The 18,778-nt window shown below is 66.0% G+C and carries 20 protein-coding genes; 12 read left to right on the forward strand and 8 right to left on the reverse strand.

The annotated features are described in order from the left end of the window. Positions 1 to 125: 125 nt before the first annotated feature. On the forward strand, positions 126 to 2,165 hold the full coding sequence (locus ACIBG0_RS24685; RefSeq protein WP_397035328.1) for a LuxR C-terminal-related transcriptional regulator: 2,040 nt from the start codon (positions 126 to 128) through the stop codon (positions 2,163 to 2,165). 4 nt (positions 2,166 to 2,169) lie between these two features. On the opposite strand, the gene ACIBG0_RS24690 is transcribed toward ACIBG0_RS24685, so the two are convergent. Together ACIBG0_RS24690 and ACIBG0_RS24695 are read right to left on the reverse strand one after the other, a co-directional pair. Then, positions 2,170 to 3,402, reverse strand: coding sequence for an MFS transporter (locus ACIBG0_RS24690; RefSeq protein WP_397035329.1), 1,233 nt, complete (start codon positions 3,400 to 3,402; stop codon positions 2,170 to 2,172). A gap of 16 nt (positions 3,403 to 3,418) precedes the next feature. Further along, a complete protein-coding gene (locus tag ACIBG0_RS24695) occupies positions 3,419 to 4,642 on the reverse strand; it encodes an acetyl-CoA carboxylase biotin carboxylase subunit family protein (RefSeq protein WP_397035330.1) in 1,224 nt (407 codons plus the stop codon). 283 nt (positions 4,643 to 4,925) lie between these two features. On the opposite strand from ACIBG0_RS24695, the gene ACIBG0_RS24700 reads away from it, so the two are divergent. Further along, positions 4,926 to 5,963 (forward strand): DUF4389 domain-containing protein, encoded by a 1,038-nt coding sequence (locus ACIBG0_RS24700; protein WP_397035331.1) that lies wholly within the window; start codon positions 4,926 to 4,928, stop codon positions 5,961 to 5,963. Between the two features lie 4 nt (positions 5,964 to 5,967). On the opposite strand, the gene ACIBG0_RS24705 is transcribed toward ACIBG0_RS24700, so the two are convergent. Both ACIBG0_RS24705 and ACIBG0_RS24710 read right to left on the reverse strand, forming a co-directional pair. Further along, positions 5,968 to 6,921, reverse strand: a complete 954-nt coding sequence (locus tag ACIBG0_RS24705; RefSeq protein WP_397035332.1) for a DNA polymerase domain-containing protein — start codon at positions 6,919 to 6,921, stop codon at positions 5,968 to 5,970. Positions 6,922 to 7,085: 164 nt separating this feature from the next. Further along, a complete protein-coding gene (locus ACIBG0_RS24710) occupies positions 7,086 to 8,426 on the reverse strand; it encodes an MFS transporter (RefSeq protein ID WP_397035333.1) in 1,341 nt (446 codons plus the stop codon). A 129-nt stretch (positions 8,427 to 8,555) separates the two neighbouring features. Between ACIBG0_RS24710 and ACIBG0_RS24715 the strand changes: the two genes are divergently transcribed. The 3 genes from ACIBG0_RS24715 (at position 8,556) to ACIBG0_RS24725 (ending at position 10,836) form a co-directional block, all read left to right on the forward strand. Further along, complete coding sequence (locus ACIBG0_RS24715; protein WP_397035334.1) at positions 8,556 to 9,437, forward strand: LysR family transcriptional regulator; 882 nt, start codon at positions 8,556 to 8,558, stop codon at positions 9,435 to 9,437. Positions 9,438 to 9,541: 104 nt separating this feature from the next. Further along, positions 9,542 to 10,072: a phenolic acid decarboxylase gene (locus tag ACIBG0_RS24720; protein WP_397035335.1), complete on the forward strand. Its 531-nt coding sequence runs from the start codon at positions 9,542 to 9,544 to the stop codon at positions 10,070 to 10,072. 236 nt (positions 10,073 to 10,308) lie between these two features. Continuing rightward, the gene (locus tag ACIBG0_RS24725; RefSeq protein WP_397035336.1) at positions 10,309 to 10,836 is read left to right on the forward strand and encodes a hypothetical protein; all 528 of its coding nucleotides are present in this window, start codon (positions 10,309 to 10,311) and stop codon (positions 10,834 to 10,836) included. Between the two features lie 3 nt (positions 10,837 to 10,839). Here the strand turns inward: ACIBG0_RS24725 and ACIBG0_RS24730 are convergent, their stop codons facing one another. After that, on the reverse strand, positions 10,840 to 11,442 hold the full coding sequence (locus tag ACIBG0_RS24730) for a vancomycin high temperature exclusion protein (RefSeq protein WP_397035337.1): 603 nt from the start codon (positions 11,440 to 11,442) through the stop codon (positions 10,840 to 10,842). A gap of 24 nt (positions 11,443 to 11,466) precedes the next feature. Beyond that, positions 11,467 to 12,486 (reverse strand): ArsR/SmtB family transcription factor, encoded by a 1,020-nt coding sequence (locus tag ACIBG0_RS24735; protein WP_397035338.1) that lies wholly within the window; start codon positions 12,484 to 12,486, stop codon positions 11,467 to 11,469. A gap of 389 nt (positions 12,487 to 12,875) precedes the next feature. On the opposite strand from ACIBG0_RS24735, the gene ACIBG0_RS24740 reads away from it, so the two are divergent. Next, on the forward strand, positions 12,876 to 13,268 hold the full coding sequence (locus ACIBG0_RS24740; RefSeq protein WP_397035339.1) for a cupredoxin domain-containing protein: 393 nt from the start codon (positions 12,876 to 12,878) through the stop codon (positions 13,266 to 13,268). A 3-nt stretch (positions 13,269 to 13,271) separates the two neighbouring features. Here the strand turns inward: ACIBG0_RS24740 and ACIBG0_RS24745 are convergent, their stop codons facing one another. Further along, complete coding sequence (locus tag ACIBG0_RS24745; protein WP_397035340.1) at positions 13,272 to 13,859, reverse strand: hypothetical protein; 588 nt, start codon at positions 13,857 to 13,859, stop codon at positions 13,272 to 13,274. Positions 13,860 to 13,988: 129 nt separating this feature from the next. Between ACIBG0_RS24745 and ACIBG0_RS24750 the strand changes: the two genes are divergently transcribed. From ACIBG0_RS24750 to ACIBG0_RS24775, 6 genes are all read left to right on the forward strand, one after another. Further along, positions 13,989 to 14,147, forward strand: coding sequence for a CopG family transcriptional regulator (locus tag ACIBG0_RS24750; RefSeq protein WP_397035341.1), 159 nt, complete (start codon positions 13,989 to 13,991; stop codon positions 14,145 to 14,147). 20 nt (positions 14,148 to 14,167) lie between these two features. Beyond that, complete coding sequence (locus tag ACIBG0_RS24755) at positions 14,168 to 14,512, forward strand: VOC family protein (RefSeq protein ID WP_397035342.1); 345 nt, start codon at positions 14,168 to 14,170, stop codon at positions 14,510 to 14,512. A gap of 3 nt (positions 14,513 to 14,515) precedes the next feature. Continuing rightward, a complete protein-coding gene (locus ACIBG0_RS24760; protein WP_397035343.1) occupies positions 14,516 to 15,364 on the forward strand; it encodes a class I SAM-dependent methyltransferase in 849 nt (282 codons plus the stop codon). Positions 15,365 to 15,811: 447 nt separating this feature from the next. After that, complete coding sequence (locus tag ACIBG0_RS24765; RefSeq protein WP_397035344.1) at positions 15,812 to 16,417, forward strand: MspA family porin; 606 nt, start codon at positions 15,812 to 15,814, stop codon at positions 16,415 to 16,417. A gap of 35 nt (positions 16,418 to 16,452) precedes the next feature. Beyond that, positions 16,453 to 17,172, forward strand: a complete 720-nt coding sequence (locus ACIBG0_RS24770; protein WP_397035345.1) for an MspA family porin — start codon at positions 16,453 to 16,455, stop codon at positions 17,170 to 17,172. A gap of 146 nt (positions 17,173 to 17,318) precedes the next feature. Further along, entirely contained in the window at positions 17,319 to 17,750 is a 432-nt protein-coding gene (locus ACIBG0_RS24775; protein ID WP_397035346.1) for a hypothetical protein, read from the forward strand. A 233-nt stretch (positions 17,751 to 17,983) separates the two neighbouring features. Here ACIBG0_RS24775 and ACIBG0_RS24780 read toward each other — a convergent pair whose 3' ends face one another. Next, on the reverse strand, positions 17,984 to 18,748 hold the full coding sequence (locus tag ACIBG0_RS24780; protein ID WP_397035347.1) for a class I SAM-dependent methyltransferase: 765 nt from the start codon (positions 18,746 to 18,748) through the stop codon (positions 17,984 to 17,986). Between the last annotated feature and the right edge of the window lie 30 nt (positions 18,749 to 18,778).

Raw genomic sequence — 18,778 nt, forward strand, 5'->3', positions numbered from 1 at the left:
ATCGGGCGCGTTGACGCGTCCTTCCCGCTGCGACGATGCCGCATCCTCAGTGCACCCGAGCTGCTCGTTTTCGATGGTGCTCTCCCACAGTCGGGCTCACCACCTCGACGAAGGGCCTTGCGAGTATGTGTCAGCCTGTCCCGCCCCACAGCGACCACCCGGCACACCGCGACCACTGGGCCGATTTCGCCAAATCCCGGGTCGGTCAGGCCATGGCCGTACTCGGCACCGCGAGCACGGTCGGCCTGGTCGCCGAACTGCTGGAGGTGGACGAGGTCGCGGTGCGGGTGGTCGTTCGACAACTCGCCGAAACCGCGCGCTTCGAACATGCGCAGGTCGGTGCGCGGATTCTGCGCAATACCCCCGACGAGGTCCGGCGGCAATTGCACAGCCGGGCCGCGGAACTGCTGCACCATCGGGGTTTTCCGGCGAGCACCGTCGCCGACCATCTGGTCGACGCCGGTGCCGCCGGGTACCCGTGGGCGGTCGAGGTACTGCGCACCGCCGCCGAGGATGCGATAACCAGTGACCAGATCGAACCCGCGGTCGATCGGTTGGAGTTGGCCTATCGCGCCACCCGGGATGCGGGCGAGCGGGCCACCATCGCGATCCGGCTGGTCTGCCTGGAATGGCGGATCAACCCGTCGACCCGTTCGCGCCAGTTCACCCGATTGAAGGCCGCGCTGCGCGCGGGCCGGGTGCCGCATGATGAGTTGCCCGCCGCCGTCATGTATCTGCTCTGGCACGGCCAGGTGCAGCAGGCCGATTACGCACTCGGTCGGCTCAACAGCGGTAAGCCCGATGCCGCGACGCCGGAGATCGACTTCTTGCGCGCCTGGTTGCGATATTCCTATCCCCCACACGTCCAACGTCATCCGCGACTGTTCGCGGCCCCGGCCCGGCCGCCCGAGGTGCGCGCCGACCAACATTCACCGCATCGCCACGGCGCGGATCTGCTCACCGGCCTATTCACCCATCCGCTCGACGAGATCGCCACGCTCGCACAGCGATTGCTCACCAGTCACCGCCTCACCTCGACCACCATCGAAACCCTGGTCGCGGCCGTGCAATGTCTCATCTACAGCAATCGGCTCGATACCGCGGCGGCCTGGTGCGAATCGCTGCTCGCCGAGGCCGATGCCCGCCGCGCCCCGACCTGGCAGTCGATCTTCGCTGGACTGCGCGCGGAAACCATGCTGCGCAAGGGCAATATTCGCGGGGCGATCAGTGATGCGGCGCTGGCGCTGAATTACGTGCCCGCCGAACACCTCGGACTCTGGATCGGCACGCCGATCGCCGCGATGGTGCACGCACTGACGATCGCCGGTCGGCATGCCGAGGCCGCAGCCCAACTCGAAAGGCCGGTGCCCCGAACGATTTTCGAATCTCGCTTCGGACTGCCGTATCTGCAAGCACAGGGCCACCATCAACTCGCGGTCGGCCGCGCCGACGAAGCATTGCGCAGTTTCCGCCGCTGCGGCTATCTCATGGACCGCTGGAATATGGACTTCCCCTGGCTGGTGCCGTGGCGCAATGACATTGCGGCGGCGCATCTCGCAGTCGGCGAGTATCGACAGGCACAGGAATTCGCGACCAGACATCTGGAGCTGCTCGGGGCCGCCGACCGGCACCGCTCCGGCGGCGTCGCACTCCGGCTGCTCGCCACCGCCGGCGATCGCTATCAGGCCTTCCGCTTCCTGCGTGAGTCCGCCGCGATCGCCCGCACCGGCGGTGACGATGTCGAATTGGCCACAGCCCTTGGCGAACTCGGCAAGGCACACCGTGCTGTCGGCGATCACGAGCGATCCCGCACGCTGATCCGCGATGCGGCGCGCATCGCCGAAACCTGCGGCGCAGAGGTGCTGTTGCGTGATCTGCTCGACGGCAAACCCCACACCGCGACGCAGCCGACCCAACCGATGCCCGCACTGCGCCGGATTCCGGGCGAGCTCGCGACGTTGAGTCCCGCAGAGCGACGGGTGGCGGAGTTAGCGGCCAGCGGCAAGGCCAATCGCGAAATCGCAGCCGAACTCGCCATCACCACCAGCACCGTCGAACAACATCTCACCCGCGTCTATCGAAAACTCGGGGTGGCTCGGCGCAGTGAGCTGTACTTCGTCCTACCGATCGGTCCGGCTGATACCGCGGTCTCGGCCACCGGGTAGCGGCCTACGATGCCGCCACGAGTGTGTGCCGGTCTCGCCGGGACTCCGCCTTGGCGACGAGTACCGGCGCGAGCAGACCGGCGGCGAGCAGGATCAGGCCCGCGACATACCAGCCCGCGACCCCGATCCCGATGCACAACCACGTCAGCAAGGCCGGGCCGAGCGCATCGGCCAACCGCAGTCCGGTGCCGAATACCCCAAGGTATTCACCGATGGCCTCGGGTGGCGCCAAGGCATTGGATACCTCGAAACCGCCTGCCGTCTGCCACAATTCACCGACGCTCAAAACCGCCGCACCGCTGGCGAGGGTGAGCACAGCGAGCCAGCCCGACTGGCCTTCGGCCGCCGCCAGCACAATGCAGGCCAGCAGGAAGGCCCATCCGGCGCGTCGGAGCGCGGCACCGCCCGCGCGAGCGGTCGCGACGTTGCGGCTCGCGCGGACCTGGAAGAACACCACGATGACGATATTGAGCATGTCGATCGCGGCGATCGACCAGCGCGGAGCCGTCGTCGCACCGATGATCCACAGCGGAATCGCGACCGACTGAATCCGGTACTGCAGCGACAACACCCCATCCAATACCGTGAGCGCCAGATACGGCCGATCACGCAACACCGCCCAGCGCTGTCCGCCCGCCTCGGGTTCCAGCGCAACCGGCCCCAATGCGGGTAGCCGCCCGACCAGTAGCGCGGCCCCGGCGACGCAGCCAGCACCGATGACAATGGCCGCATGATAGAAATTCGCCGAATCCCACTGCACGGCAACCGCGGAAAGGCCGATGCCGATGGCTATGCCCACATTCAGAATCGAGCGGATGTAGGCCCGGAATTCGTTGGCCCGTTCCGTGACGACGCGGTTGATGATTGTCGAGATCATCAGCTGCACACAGGTCTGTGCGGCGGCCGTGGCCGGTATGACGACCAGATACCAGGCGAATTCACCGACGGTGAGGAAGCCGAGGGTGCCACAGGCCGCGAAGATCAGACTGACCCGCAGCACACCAAGCGGACCGCGTCGATCCGACAACTTGCCGGCCAGTATCGAGACGACGATGGATACGGCCCCCGCGACGCTGAGGCCGATACCGACCCGCATCGGCGAAATGTGCACGATTCGCGTGAAATAGAGGACAACGGTGGACAGATAGATCCCGCTGAAAACGGCGGAGGCCGCAGTGATCAGCGTCAGCACGCGCTGCGGGCCGACCGGCGGCAGGGCAGCGAAGAACCGGGACACGATCCGATCCCGCGATTCAGGCGACAGCCGGGTCGACGGCCGGGTCGTAAGCCACACAATCCATCCGGAACCCCGCCGCAGTGCGTCGCAAGGAGTCGATGACCTCCACCGTCGAGTTCCCCCGGAAGCGGAAGGCGGCACCGATTTCGGCATAGCCGAACGTCTGAGTGATGGTCGTGCCCGGCTCCGGGACCGAGACATGGTATGGCGCATGCTGCTGCGGGACGTGCAGCTGGACGTCCACCACGGTGCACGGTGGGGTCACCTGCGGATGGATCAGCAACTCACCGACCACGGATGCATCGGTCAGTGGGTCGGCAGCCGGAATTCGGCCCAGTTGGATATCGACCGCCGCACCGAGCAGGTCGTAGCCGTGCACTTCCCGCCACATATGGGTGGTTTCGCCACCCGTGGCCCGCGCGGCCGCTTCGAGGAACTGGATACGCGGTGCGGCGCCGTCGCGACCGAGGAAGAATTCGAGGTGGAAAACCGTCGGCACGTCGGCGCTCAGCGCGCCCAGCACAGCCTCGACGAAGTTCGTCAGCGCCGCCAGCAATTCCGGCTCGTCGAGCTCTACGTAACCGAGAGTTGTGCCGCCACTGGCGAATTCGAGACAGTTGCCGAGATATTGCGAGGCCCGCCACGGACCGAGTTCGCTGCCGGTCCACACGCCGTCGACGGCGCCGACCTCATCCGGGCAGAAACTTTGTACCAGAAAGGGTTCCGCGCTCAGGTCGGGCAGTGTCGCGCAGTCATCGATGGAATTGAGCCGGATAACGTCCTTGCTTCCGGCACCGAGACGGGGTTTGACGATAAGTGGAAAGCCGTGCACCTCAGCGAAATCTGTGATCGACTCGATATCGCCGACATGGGTGAAGGCCGGTGTCGGCACCCCAGCGGTGGCGACAATCGCACCCATCACCAATTTGTCGCGAAACGGGAGCACATAGTCCGGACTGTCACCCGCGATACCGAACTCCCGCCGTAATCGAGCCGCGGTCAGCAAATCGAATTCATGCAGCGCGACAATACGGTACGGCGTACCGAATCGAGCCGCCAATATGTGCACGGCCTCGGCCGCGTTGTTCATATCCTCGAGTAATTCGACGGCGGCGGCCGCATGCCTCGGTATTCCGTCGATCAGATCCCTCGCACAAACGTAGGTGACGGCATTGGCATTGTGGTCGATACGCTCGAGGTAGGGGACGTCGACGCCGCGCACTCGATGAATTACGGTCACATGTGGGGGCACTGTTCCTCCGCTGACAACTATCTCACCAGATCCACTGAGGACCCGTACCGTCAGGAGTGGATCGTTCTCTCCGACAACGGAATTGTGCGCCGCGCCCGCCGGTGGCGCCTGTTCGGAGACGGCTATTTAAAATCCCTTAACAGAACGCTCGAGTTCGCCACGGACGGCGCGGTTACCGACATATCGGTAACCCACCGGCTACATTCGATCTCACTCATCCGAGTTCTGGACAATTCCGCTGGACGAAGGAAGTGAGTGGATCGCCGTGGTAATGAGCGAGGGATCACCGACCAGTCGCGAAGCATTGGTCGAACTGGATGTCTTTCCGCCGGAGCAACACCGCCGTTGGACCGTTCTGCTGCGGCTGCTGTTGGCCATACCCCAGCTGATCGTGCTCTGGTTCCTGAGCATCGCCGCCTTCGTGGTGATCGTCTGCGGCTGGTTCGCCGCGCTGGTGCTCGGCCGATTGCCCGAGTGGTGCGGTGAATTCCTGCGCGGATATTACGGCTACACCGTGCGGGTGCACGGCTATGTCATGTTGCTGGTCGACAATTATCCGCCGTTCGCGTGGCACGCGCCGGACTATCCGATCCGCCTGCTGTTCCCCGCGCCCACGCCGTTGAACCGACTCGCGGTGCTGTTCCGGCTCATCCTGGCCTTCCCGATCCTGGTGCTGTCGGGATGGTTCACCACCGGCTGGGGAATCATCTCGTTCATTCTGTGGCTGATCGTCCTGATCACCGGACGGATGCCCAATGCGATCTTCGAGGCCACTTCGGCGGTGCTGCGCACCGAAATGCGAGTGTCCGCCTACGCGTACCTGCTGACCCCGACATACCTGAAGGGCGTTTTCGGCGATAGGCAGGCGCCCCCACCCGGTCCGATATATACCGGATCGCCGAGCGGTCCGATGGGTGGAGCCGGTCGGGTGACAGGTGGGCCGGAAGTTGCGCAGTCGCCGACCCGCCCGCTTGTGCTCTCCGGCGGCGGCCGGGCGCTGCTGATCGTCATGCTCATCGTCGGCATTCTCGGCAGCTTCGGCGAAACCTCCATGGGCTGGAGCAATGACGATGACGACGATAGGGATGCGATCTCCGGTTCCCAGCTCGCCCGGTCGGTCGCCATCGACTTCACCGACCAGACCGGGCACACCCCGCAGCACGTGCATTGCCCCGATTCCCTCGACGCCGATATCGGCGCGACAGAGGTCTGCACGGTGACAGATAACGGGATGGAGTTCCGGGCCCTGGTGACTGTCGACGCGATCACCGACGGGGCGGCACACTTCCGCACCGTCATCGAGCACTGAAAGGCTAACTCTGCCTGCGGGCTCGGGCCCGGCGCTTGCCCTCGTGCATCGCCTGGACCCGGGCCACCGGGATGGTGTGGCCTTCCTCGATGAGATCGGCGGGCAAGGCCTGCGGTGCGGGCATCTCCTGCGCCCACGGATCCTGATCGCCCAACTGCTTCGGTGCGGTGCGCACGGTGAAATCCCCCGGGCTGATGTCGGCGAGCTGGGCCCATTCGATCGGGAAGGACACCGGTACCCCCGGACGCACGCGCGGACTGTAGGCCGCGACCACCGTCGCACCGCCTGCGCGCGTCGAATCGAGAAACACCTTCCCCGCCCGGTCCTCACGGATGAATGCGGTGGTGGCCAGATCCGGGTCGATCCGTTCGGCCCTCGCCGCGATCGCCCGGGTGGCGGCGGCGACATCCTCGATCGGGATGCGCGGCTGGATCGGGACGAAGATGTGCGCGCCCTTTGCACCGCTGGTTTTCACCGCGCCAGCGAGTCCGTCATCGGACAGCGCCTGCTTGATCAACTCGGCGGCCAGTACGACCTGTCGAAAGTCGCCGCCCTCGGGCGGATCGAGATCCAGGATCAGGTGGGTCGGCCCCGCGGTGTGGTCGGCTAGCAGCAGCGTCGGGTGATATTCGACCGCGCGCTGATTGCCGAACCACACCAGTGTGCGCACGTCGTCACAGAGGGCGTAGGTCACTTGGCGTTTGGACGTCTCGGCCCACACCGTCACCCGGCGCACCCACTCCGGTGTGTACTTCGGCAGATTCTTCTGCATGAACGGTTCCTGGCCCGGCCGGATGCGCACCACCGAAAGCGGACGGTCACGCAATTGCCCGACCAGCCGATCACCGACGAATTCGAGATAGTCGATCAAATCGCGCTTCGTCGCCTCGGCGCCATCGAACAGCGGCGCGTCGAGATTGGTCAGCTCGACGCCCGCACGAACCTCTTCCCCGCTCATCGGGCAACCATGCCCCGCCGAACCGCGCATGGTCAACCTTCGATGCTCGCGGGTCGCCGACCGTCCGCTCGCGAGGCTTGCGTCTGCGCGTCGCGAACACCGATTCGGCGTCCGAGCCAGGGCAGACAACGAGTCGTTCGCCGGCCCGATTCGCCTCGCCAGCATCAGGATTCGGCGGCGCGGGGGTAGCCGAAGACGATGAAGGCGAGTGCGCAGGCAGCCGCTGAGGTCAGCAAGGACCAGCCGATGCCCGGGGTGATGAGTGCGCCCATGATTGCGACGCCGAGGGTCGCGCCGACTTGGCGGACGGCGTTGAGCAGGCCGCCTACCGCGCCCGCAGTTCCCGGTGGTGCCACATTGACAATGGCGGTGACCAGCGCTGGAAGGGCGAAGGCGACACCGAATCCCGACAGCAGCAGGCCGACCGCCAGGACCGGATAGGCGAGCCCCGCGAATACCGCTGCGGCAAGCACCACACCGCCCGCGCTCAGCAGGGCGAGTCCGGTCAGGATCGGGCGATGCGGTCCGACACGGGCCACGAGTTTGCCCGCGAGCGGCGGGATGATCGCGAACGGGACGGTCAGCGGGAGGAAGGCGAGCCCGGTCTGCAGTGGATTCAGCTGTCGCTGCAGCAGCAATGGCAGGACGAACAATGCCCCGGTGAGCGCGAAATTCACCGCGGCACCCACCAGCAACCCCGCCCGCACCCGACCCGTGCGCAACAGGTCGCGATTCAATACCGGTGCGGCACTGCGTCGTTCGAGAAATGCGAAAATACCTCCCGCGAGTACCGCGCCGCCGAGCGAGCACGCCGTATGCTCCCACGACTGCGCGCCCGCCGCGATCAACGCGTCCGTGCACAGCGCCAGCGCGACGGCCGCGGTCGACTGCGCCGCCCAGTCGATGCGGCGATCACCGCGCCCGCAGGTCACCGCAGATCCCATACTCAGCCCCAATACGACCACCGCGATCGGGACGTTGACCAGGAATATCGACCGCCAACCGGCCAGCCCGACCAGTGCGCCACCAACGATCGGCCCGGCCGCGACCGCCGCGCCACTGATCGCCGCCCACGTCGAAATCGCCCGCGCGCGCCGAGCCGGATCCGGGTACAGCTGGGTGATCATCGCCATTGATGACGGGACGCATGCCGCCGCCGTGACGCCCAACAGCACCCGTAACGCGACCAGCACCCACAGATTCGGGGCGAATGCGCTCAGCAGCGAGATCAACCCGAAAGCCGCTGTGCCGAAACGGAATACCCGATGTGCACCATGGCGATCGGCGACCGCGCCCGCCGAGAGCAGGAGTGCGGCGAAGGCGACGGTATAGCCGGTGGTCGCCCATTGCAGTCCGGCGACCGAGGTGTGCAGGGACGCCGCTAGATCCGGCTCGGCGACCGAAAGCACCGTCATATCCAACAGCACCATGAAGTATCCGAGTGATATCCCCAGCAGTGCCCTGGTTGATGCGGACGTACTCGCCCGCGATTGCAGAATGCTCATCCGGTTGCGACAGCTCCTCGGCTCGGTGATGACGCGATCGACTCTCCTCGGACGGGCACCTCAGCTCTACCGGCCGAGGCGCATACCGCATTCGGAATATCCGAATGCTGCGACGCTGTTGGCCAGGCCATGGAGTTACGTCAGCTGCGGACCTTCGAGGCCGTCGTGCGCCACCGCACAGTTACCGACGCCGCGGTCGCGCTCGAGCTGGCGCCGTCATCGGTGTCCCAGCAGATCCGCACGCTCGAAACCGCACTCGGGGTGACACTTTTCGTACGCGATCCCAAGGGCATGCGGCTCACCCCCGCGGGTCAGCGGCTGACCGGATGGGCGCGGCGACTACTCGAACAGGCCGAACAGGCAGCGCGCGACGTAAGGCAGGAACGGCCCGTCCTGCGACTTGGCGCGTTGGAAACCCTCGCGGGTGCCTATGTGCCGCAGGTGCTGGCGCGGCTGGCCGAACGACGGCCCGATATCGAGGTCGAGGTGCGCTCGGATCGAGCCCGCGACGGACTGCTCGCCGACGTGGTCTGCGGCGACCTCGATGCGGCATTGCTGCTGGATTCCGGTGGCGCCGTCGGTGATCTGGGTTTCCCGGCTCCCGCCGAACCGCTGGCGTTCCTCGACCTGGATCCGGTGCCGCTGGCCCTGGTCGCCGCGCCGACGCATCCGCTGACGACGCGGTCCGGCTTGACGCCCGCCGACCTCATCGATGAACGGCTGCTGGTCAATGTGCCCGAATGCTCGTTCTGGATGGCGGGCGAGAAGGCACTCGGCTCGGGTCCGCGGCGCATCAAGGCCGGTGCGGTTCCGGTCATGCGGGCCTGGACCGAACACGGACTCGGCATATCCCTGCTGCCGGAGTTCGCGGTCGCCGACGGCCTCGCGCACGGCACGCTGGTCCGCTTGGACTTTCCGATGCCCGAGCTGAGTCTGCGGCTGGTGTGGCGGGCCGATCAGGAATCGCTGCCCGGGATGCGTGAGGTCCTCTACGCGGCCGCGCGGCCCTGATTTCGGCGTTCCCCGCAAACCGGCCGCAATACCCGCGCCACTGGTTAGGCTGACATACAAGACGCAGGTCCCGGCGTCGGAGGTCGACCGAGAGGAGCCAGGCGATGAGCGCGCAGCGGTTGGCGACCACGCACTTGGCGTTACACGGCGACCTGACCGGCATTGTCGGCAAACACCTCATCTACGCCTACGAGAACGGCTGGAAATACGAGCTGTACGTGCGCGATGAGCAGACGATCGAATCGCGAAGTCTGATGGGGCCGATGTTCGGGCGCTGGGCCAAGAATCAGGCGGCGAAACTGGTCCAGCTAAGCGACGATATGTACAAAATCGCCTGGGTGGAGGCGACCGGAACCACCACCGTGCTCATCGTCTGGCTCGGCGACCGTCGGGTGCACACCACGATCTCCTACCCGCAATGGATGCTCGACTATCCCGACTGCACCCTCACCCGCTACGAGGAGAATCTCGACGCGATCATCGCCGAGCGCGACCGGGGACCGACCTATCCATTGACCCTGGTCTCCGCATCCGGACGCATTACCTTCCTGGAATCCCGGGATCTCGACGACGACACCGTGATCGACTGTCCGCCGCACAAACTACCGCCGTGGTACGCCACGCGCACCAACTGAGTGCGTCAGGCGAGGTACACCGGAAATACGGCCAGGTCGAAGTCGTCGGCACCGCTGCTGCGCACCGCGGTATCGCGAAACCTCCAGTCATCAAGCGGTTTCGGTCTTCCGAACGAGCGGAATCGCCCGATAGGAGGAGGACATCTCATTGCGGACGTTGGTCGACGCTCGGCGTCCGACATCGGGCTGATTCACCCGCAATCGGATGGGTACCGCTGTGTCGAGGAGGTATGCGCATGACTCGTCCCGTGCCACCGAATCCGAGCCACGTCCCGCCGACGCCGATCCCAGAGCCGGTGCCACCGACACCGATCCCGGATCCGGTACCACCGAAACCCGGCCCCGAACCGGTGCCCGAGCCCGAACCGCATCCGGAGCCGGAACCGATCCCCGGTCCGGCACCGCAACCGATTCCGCCGAAGCCTGGTCCGGACTCGGTGTCCAGTCCTGAGCCGGTGCCCGGCCCCTCACCGGATCCGGCACCGCCGGTGCCCGGTCCTGAGCCGGTACCCGGCCCCTCACCGGATCCGGCACCGCCGGTGCCCGGTCCTGAGCCAGTGCCCGGCCCCTCACCGGATCCGATACCGCCCGTGCCCGGTCCCGTACCGCACCCCGAGCCGGTACCACCGCCGGCCCCCGGCCCGACGCCGGAGCCGCCGATGCCCGATCCACGGCCGAGTCCGGATCCGATGCGACCGCCCCCGATCCCGAATCCCGGCGGTCCGGTCGATCCGATGGATCCGGCGCTGCCGGACCCACGGTAGCGCTCAAATCAGCGCGGCGACTGCTCGAGGTGCGGCCAACCATTCACGAATAGTGTTGCGCATCAGTGTTTTTCGCTTACATTCGCAGTAGGCCGTGACGCCGTAGCCATCGATGCCCGCGCCACGGCACAATGCGACCGCGCGTGGCAGGTGCTGGTATTGGGTGACGATGATCGCGCGATCGACATCGTACAAGTTCTTCGCCCGCTCACATGTCGCCCGGGTCGACAACCCTTCGCCATCGCAGCGCACAACCGCCGGATCGACGCCGTGGTCCGCGAGATAGCTTGTCATCGACGCGATTTCGTCGCCGGATGTGCCCGCCGCATCACCGGACACCAGGATCCCGCGCACCTTTCCGGCTCGCAGCAGTTCGATCGCGACATCGAGTCGTCCACGCAGATAGGCCATCGGCGCGCCATCGGGCCCGACCTTCGCGCCCGGCACGATCACCACCGGAACCGTCGGCGCGGCCGCGGGTACGAAGCGATATCCGGCCGACACCAGCCGCAATCGGACATTGGCACCCGCGACGATCAGCGCCGCTGCGGCCGCCACTCCGACGCCCAGCCGAAGCGTTGTCTTCCGGTCGGTTATGAGCTGCACCCGCCCGACGATACTGGCGCCGCACTAAGCGATGCGCACACCGCTGTCGAGATCGCCGTCGAGCAGGGCGATACCCAAAGTGGTTGCCTGATGCCGCATCGCATTGCGGTGCCGCCAGCTCTCTATGAGCCCCGCCTCGCGCAGTATCGATGTGTGTTCACTGGCCGTCGCGGGTGAAATGCCCAGTCGGCGAGCGAGTTCGGTCGTGGTACAGCCCTCGGCGATCTCCTGGAGCGCGGCGGCGCGCGTCCGACCGAGCAGCGCGGTCAGCGCCTCGTTGGCCGCGCGGGGACCCCACGCCCTGGCGAAATCGGCGATATCGCGCAGCACCCGAACCACCAGCGTCATCGGCGCGTCCTTATCGGTGGTGGACTTCAGCAGCTTCGGTCCGGGCCAGATGAACAGCGAGGGAATGATGATCAGGCCGCGCCCGTCGAGATATTCGTCGTGGCATTCGGTCGGGGTGAGCACTTCGAGGGCGGGCGCGCGCCACCGCGCGAAGGGCGCCAGTCCGGCGAAGAACCGTTCGACGCCCTCGGTGGCGATTGTGCGCGCCATCCGCTCGGCCGCCACCTCCAGATACGACTGCACATGCGCCCACCGACCGGCAAATGCCACCGCGTGGAATGCCTCGATAGCGAGCGCGACATCGTGGCGGGCGGCACTGTCGCGGTCGGACAGATTTCGCGTCCAGGCCGGAAGCGGATGGTCGGTCAGCGCCCGCTGGCGACCCGCGTGCTCCACCTCCCGGCGGAGTTCGTCACGAGAGGCCAGATGCAATGCCTCGATCCCCGCCGACATCGACCGCGCACCACGGGTCGGTGTGATCAGGTCGACGAAATGGTGCACGCCGGGGAAGATATCCGCGAGCACGCCGAAGTTGTCCGGCATCGCGCGCCGCACCTGTCCGCGCCAACCGTCGTACAACGTCGCGTCGGTGCGTTGTACCACCCGGGTGGCCAGCATCGTCTCGCCCATCGCGCCGAGCGGCGCTCCGATCCGGATGCGCGTCAGATCCTCGATTGTGCAATAGATCCGCTTCATAGGCTGCCCCGCATCGTGATACCGAGGTACCTCACGGTACCCGTGATCACCGCGGTCCTCGCAGCATTACCGCGAGGACCGGATCCATACTCAGGATCTGATCGGTAGCCGACGGCGGGGCCGTCCAACGAAACCAGCTCGGCCGCCACCGATTCCGCCACCCGACTACGTTCGGCCATCTCAGCACCAGACCTACTGGGCGCGCCGATACCTCGTTCACCATCTTCGACTCCCGAATCCGCACTGTTCAGCAGCCTAGGAATCAGCGGGCGCTACCCCCACCATGTTTCGGCCGTGGCCTAAACACCGTCGAGCAGGGTGATATAACCAGTCGTCAACTCGTTATAGCCGATGGGCATGGCGGCTCGAATTGTGGGCAGCCGGTCTAGGTGAACAGCACTCGAACCTCGCCGTTGCGACATCGGATCGCGATCGGTTTGCTCACCGTCGCGTGGGCGGCAGGGTGCGGCTCCTCGCAGGAGAGCGCCCCGCCCACGTGGTCCGGCCCCGCGCCGATACCCACTGTCACCATCACCATCGAACACCAGAACTACAGCGGCACTCCCCCGATCACGCCGGGTGCGGTGCTCACGGTGGTCAACCACGATTCGGTGAAACACAGCATCACCAGCAAGCGTCCCGGCCTCTTCGATCGGGAGATCGGCCCGGGCCAGAGCATCACTTTCACCGCGCCCGATGAAGTCGGGTCGCACCCCTTCTACTGCCGGTATCACGCCAACATGGATGGTGCGTTGAGCGTCCGGAGGTCCATTTCGCCGTGACGCCTACACGCAGTACTGGCAGGTCCCACTGGCAGGCAGCTGGATGAAGCATTGGCCGCACACCGCCGCGCGGGCAGGTTCCGGCTTGGCCTCCTGCGTGGTGGCGCTCGCCGAGCGGCGGCCCGCGACCTTGGGCGTGAGCGGCGGAGCGGTCGGCTCGGCGGGCATGGTGGCGCCGTGGTGCTCGTAGCACTGCCACCTGGCGTAGGAGGCGTGCAACTCGAGGTCCTTCGGAATCGGCAGCCCGGCCAATTCCAGCACGTACTTGTAGGTGTCGCCGACGGTGTGGTTCTCCTGCACGCATAGCGAGGTCAGCGGCGGCTCGCCCGCCTTGTGGCAACGTCGCGCGACCTTGCGCAGAATCGCCGCCATCCACATCCGCGTCGGCGCACCCGTGTGCACCCCCGACGCTTCCTGCACCCGCCCGGCCAACTCATCCACAGTGATGAAGTTCCCGTACCCCGTGGCGATCTCCGACAGCTCCGCATGTGCTGCGAAGGCCCATGCCACCGTCGCCTCCCGCAACGTCACCGGGACGCCGTCACCTGCCCGCCATGCCCCCGCCGTCGTGGATACCGCACTCTTGATCACCCGCTCAAGTTATCGCGCCGTCCCGCGGCCAGCCGAATGCCCCCGCAATCCGGGGCCTGATCAAGATCACCTGGCAGCGCACTTGACGATGATCTTGTTACTAGCTTCCTAGGATGCTAGCATCGCGTCGTGGGTGACGAGGATGTGAAGCAGTTCAACGTGTATTTGCCGGTGGGTTTGATCAAGCAGGTCAAGTTCCGGGCTATCGAGTCCGGGATGTCGCTGTCGGCATTGGTCGCGGAGGCGCTGCGCGGATACCTCGACGACACCCACGAACAGCAACCGTGAACGCGAGAAGGAGAGACGATATGACGACGCAGGGCATCGAAGGCGTATTCGTCGAAACGCACAATTGGGGCAAGTCGGCGCGGTTCTTTCAGGCGCTCGGCTTCGAACCCGAATTCACCACCGACCACAACTCCGGACTGTTCCGCAATGGCGATGGTCCCTATGTATTCATCGCCGAGGTCCCGCGTAGTCAGACCCCACAGACACAGCTCGTGCTTACGGTCACCGAACCGGATGCGTTCCGGCCGAGCGGTGACATCGAGGTGGTCACGCCGTTCGAGGAAACCCATTACGGGACAAAGGAAATGACGGTGCGCGACCCGGATGGCCGGGTGTGGAGTCTGCAGGTCGGAAAGGTCGGCTGACTCATGCGACAGGTCATCGGTCCAGAGAGCACGGCGGAGCGCGTGGCGCTGTGGCGGGCCTTGCATGTCGAGATCGATCCGGTGCCGCATGTGCTCGAAGACGAGATCGGGCTGCGACTGATCGACCCCGACGCCGGATGGCGCGCCCGAGCGGATATGGATCCCGAGACAACGAGCCTGTCACGCGCGTGCGTCGTGGCGCGCGCCCGTTTCGTCGAGGACCTGGTGGCCGAGCAGGCAGCGCGCGGTGTCGATCAGTACGTCATCCTCGGGGCCGGACTCGACACATTCGCTCAGCGTCGATCCGAAATCGCTTCCCGTCTAACCGTATTCGAGGTAGATCAGCCCGGGCCGCAAGCGTGGAAGCGGCAGCGGTTGGACGAACTCGGCTTCGGAATTCCACCGTGGCTACGGCTGGTCCCGGTCGATTTCGAGGCCGAATCGTGGTGGGACCGGCTCATTTCGGCGGGTTTCGACCCGTCACGTCCCGCGGTCGTCGCCGAAACCGGCGTCTCGATGTATCTCACCCGCGAGGCGAATATTCAGACGCTGCAGCGGATCTCGACCCTCGCATCCGGCTCCACCTTGGCCATGACCTTCCAACTGCCGCTGGACCTACTGAATGTCGAGGAACGCGCGATACGCCAGGCCGTCGAGAATGCCGCACGAGCAAGTGGAGTGCCATTCCTCAGCCTCTTCAGGCCCGATGAATTGATCGAGCTGGCCGATGCAGCGGGTTTCGCCTCGGCGCAACACATTTCGACATCCACTCTGACACAGCGCTACTTCGCCGACCGAACGGACGGCCTCCGGCCCCCGAGCGCGGAGCAGTTCCTGGTCGCGACGACTTGACGACCCGCGCGGCGTGCGAAGACCGCCCACAGCAGCAGACCCAGAACTGTTGCGCTGAGCCCGATTTCGCATACCAGCGCCCAACCGCCGGACTGGTACGCGGCTCCGGCAACGACCGAACCCGCGACGCCGCCGAGGAAGAAGCTCACCATAGGCGGCGGTCAGCCTGCTGCGGGCGGCCAGATCCGGCGCACCCCGTCCAATGCGGCGCGCACCGTCATCGATGCCCTACGCCGCCACGCCTGAACGCTGGACGCGCGTCACCGGAACGGCACCGCGAAAAAATACGCACCGCGCCGTCGAATCCGCACGCCCACACCATAGTTGCGATATCGCGGGCACGCGGCCCGTCGCGTTCGACAGCAACCACACTGCTGCTTCCCAGCTGAGGCTCAGGTTTGCGTGCGAGGTTCTCCGGTAGCTGCTGGCGGATTGGGATGAGGTTCGATGAGGGTGAGCGATGGCGTCGGCCGGTGGTGGGCCGGTATCAGCGCCGGATTGGCAGTGCTGATGCTCGGAGCTGGACTCGCGCATGCGGATACTGTGCTGCCACTGCCCGACGGCAAGCAGGCCTTCACGACGGCAACGGGTATTCCTGTCGATCTGACCAGGACCGGTGAGACCGCGATCATCTCCCAGTCCCTCGCCGCCAATGGCATGTCACGCACGGCGCAGCTATCGGCGACCGCGTACGCAACGGCCCCGGGCGCGACGGCGGGCAATTTGGAGACCGGCTATCTGGTCGGGTGCCAGGTAGATCTGTCCGGCGGGCTGTCTCTCGGCGGTGATGTCTATCTGTCGCCGGGCTCGGTATCGCCGGAATTGACTCCGAGTATCAAACTGGTGCCCGGTGGCGTCGCCGTGGTGAAGTTCGGCACCAAGAAGCTCGACCCCGCGGCGGGTGCCGTCGGTATCGCCTACCGCAATCGTGGCATCCAGCTGAACGGGTGCGGCGGATACGCGCAGGCGCGCGCGTTCAGCTCCCTGACCGTGACCAACGATCAGGGATCGGCCGAAGTAACTTTGTACGGCGACCCCTTCAGCGTCGGATGAGCGGCGTAATGGGACCGAACGAGAGGAAAAGCGCGATGCGACGGTCAGTCGGCGCCGCGATCATGACCTGCGCCTTGCTGCCCTTCGTGCTGTTGACATCCGGTGCGGCACAAGCTGATACCGCCGTGCCCCTGCCCGATGGCCACGACGAGTTCACCACTCGCGATGGCCTCGTCGTCGCGGTCGACCGCACCGGTGAACAGGCGACGATCTCCGGGTCGATGGCCGCGAGCCCACTCTCCCGCAACGCATGGGTCTCCGGTGTGACCTCGGTGCACATCACCGTGCCCGCCGCTATCACCGTCACCGGCGGTCGGATAGAGACCGGTTACCTCGTCGGCTGCCAGGTCGATCTCGGCAGTAACACGCACGCGGACGGCAGTGGCGATACGCCGCCGCCCCAACCGAAAACAGACGCGCCCGCGGGCACCGACAACAGCGACGGTGGTGGCGGGGGCGATAGCGGCGCCACCGCGGGCGGATACGCCGGTGGCACCGCCGGCGATTCAGGGATCTCGCCCTACGCCGATCCATCTCTGAGCATCCAGTTGAAGCCCGGCAAAGTGGCCACCAAGGAAATCGAGGACTACACCTTCACCGGCACATCGGGCATCACCCAGTACGTGGACCACACACTGTCGGTAGAAGGTTGCGCAGGCGCCGCCGAAGCTCGGGCCTACACGACGGTCACGGTGCACGACAACGTCATGGACGACTCCGAAACCCTTTGGGGCCAACCCTTCAGCCTCGGCTGACCTCACCGCGCGAGATCTGCCGTTGGTGTCAGCTCTGTTCCGCGCGAACGGTCATGGGATGACGCGAAAACTGGTACCGTCGCACGGCATAACGTCGGCATGACCACCATTCAACGCTGGGGGTAATGATGCGTTCGATCCGATCCGTGACTGCTTTCTCCGTCGCCGCGATGACCGTAGCGGCCGTAACCGCCACGGCCGCACCAGCTTCCGCGGACTCGAGCGGCGGCAAGTTCGCGACGATCTACTCGCTGACAAACGGCCCGTGCGTCGCGATCGTCGACTCGTCGGTCAACGGCAACGCCTATCCGGGCATGGCCGCGTTCACCGTCACCGCCCAGATGATCGGCGTCGGCGCTTGCTCACTCGACATCACTCTGCACTACCGCAATGTCGACACCGGCGAAACCGGTAGCTTCACCGCACATGCCAATGGCCCCGGATATTGGGGCAACAGCGGCTACTCGGCCCTGTTCAGCCCCGGCCACGACAACTTTGTCGGCACCGTCACACTCAACGCGGCCCACTTCCCGGAGTCGGGCGAAGTCAAGTTCACCAACCACCCGTACCAGGGTTAGCGGGGCAGTTGTCGGCATTGGACGCCGCAGCGGTCCGTACCGGTGAGTTTCCTTCAAGCTGAGGCCATCTCGAATATCCGATGGGTGTGCGCGGGTGGAGATTCCAGGCGTGCCACATGCTCGACTGCGTTTGATCCTGTTGCCGGCCTCACTGCTCGGTCGAGTCGTCTCGTCACCGGGTCCGGCAGCGGGGAGCCGATTCCGCCCGCGCGGGGCGAGATCGAGCGCGGTTGTCAGAAGGTGCCTGCGCGTACGGCGGTCGCGGCCAGCGTGGTGTAGTCCATCGTGAAGGATCCGCCCAGCGAGTCGATGGCGCTGCCGGTCGCGTCCAGTATCTCGACCAGCTGATCGGGACGGAGCCGGGTGAGGCCGCCTGTGGTGGGGAGCAGCTCCAGCCATTGGTCGCGGGTATAGGACTGCTGCCAGTCGAATCGCCACTGTTCGGGATCTCCGAATTGTTGGGTCTCGCGGATCCGGTCGGCGAATTTCCCGTAGCCGGCTTCGTAGAGTTCCAGGGGACGTCGAGCTGGTTGGCCGCTGAGCGGGGAGTCCGGTGCCACGCGCCGGTAGGCCGCGGCGAACGGTTCTGCCACCTCGGCGGGTGGCTCGTACACGTGACCGAAGATCGCCAGTCGTCCCCCTGGACGCAGCACGCCGGCCGCCTTCGCGGCACCGGCAACCGGATCCACCCAATGCCACGACTGAGCGGCGATGACCGCATCGAACATCCGGTCGCCCGGCTCCCACGCCTCGAAGGTTGCCACCTCGACCCGCAGGCCGCGGGCTCGCGCGAAGTCGGCCATTCGCGCATCGGGTTCGACGCCGAGCACCGTGCACCCCGCGGACTGGAACTGGCGCGCCGCGAGGCCGGTACCGCAGCCGACGTCGAGCACGTCCGACCCGGAGATCCCGGCGAGGATACGCGCCACCAATGCGTCAGGGTAGGCGGGTCTGGCCTGGTCATAGCGCTGTGCGTGCACGCCGAACGACGTGGCCATCCGCTGGGACTCCCCCGGATGCGCTGAGGG

This window comes from Nocardia sp. NPDC050630 (genome assembly GCF_044457245.1).
Taxonomy (GTDB): Bacteria; Actinomycetota; Actinomycetes; order Mycobacteriales; family Mycobacteriaceae; genus Nocardia.

Coding starts and splice junctions, on each gene's coding strand:
- ACIBG0_RS24685 (WP_397035328.1), top strand. CDS start 126: ATGTGTCAGCCTGTCCCGCCCCACAGCGACCACCCGGCACACCGCGAC.
- ACIBG0_RS24700 (WP_397035331.1), top strand. CDS start 4,926: ATGAGCGAGGGATCACCGACCAGTCGCGAAGCATTGGTCGAACTGGAT.
- ACIBG0_RS24705 (WP_397035332.1), bottom strand. CDS start 6,921: ATGAGCGGGGAAGAGGTTCGTGCGGGCGTCGAGCTGACCAATCTCGAC.
- ACIBG0_RS24710 (WP_397035333.1), bottom strand. CDS start 8,426: ATGAGCATTCTGCAATCGCGGGCGAGTACGTCCGCATCAACCAGGGCA.
- ACIBG0_RS24715 (WP_397035334.1), top strand. CDS start 8,556: ATGGAGTTACGTCAGCTGCGGACCTTCGAGGCCGTCGTGCGCCACCGC.
- ACIBG0_RS24720 (WP_397035335.1), top strand. CDS start 9,542: ATGAGCGCGCAGCGGTTGGCGACCACGCACTTGGCGTTACACGGCGAC.
- ACIBG0_RS24725 (WP_397035336.1), top strand. CDS start 10,309: ATGACTCGTCCCGTGCCACCGAATCCGAGCCACGTCCCGCCGACGCCG.
- ACIBG0_RS24735 (WP_397035338.1), bottom strand. CDS start 12,486: ATGAAGCGGATCTATTGCACAATCGAGGATCTGACGCGCATCCGGATC.
- ACIBG0_RS24755 (WP_397035342.1), top strand. CDS start 14,168: ATGACGACGCAGGGCATCGAAGGCGTATTCGTCGAAACGCACAATTGG.
- ACIBG0_RS24760 (WP_397035343.1), top strand. CDS start 14,516: ATGCGACAGGTCATCGGTCCAGAGAGCACGGCGGAGCGCGTGGCGCTG.
- ACIBG0_RS24765 (WP_397035344.1), top strand. CDS start 15,812: ATGAGGGTGAGCGATGGCGTCGGCCGGTGGTGGGCCGGTATCAGCGCC.
- ACIBG0_RS24770 (WP_397035345.1), top strand. CDS start 16,453: ATGCGACGGTCAGTCGGCGCCGCGATCATGACCTGCGCCTTGCTGCCC.
- ACIBG0_RS24780 (WP_397035347.1), bottom strand. CDS start 18,748: ATGGCCACGTCGTTCGGCGTGCACGCACAGCGCTATGACCAGGCCAGA.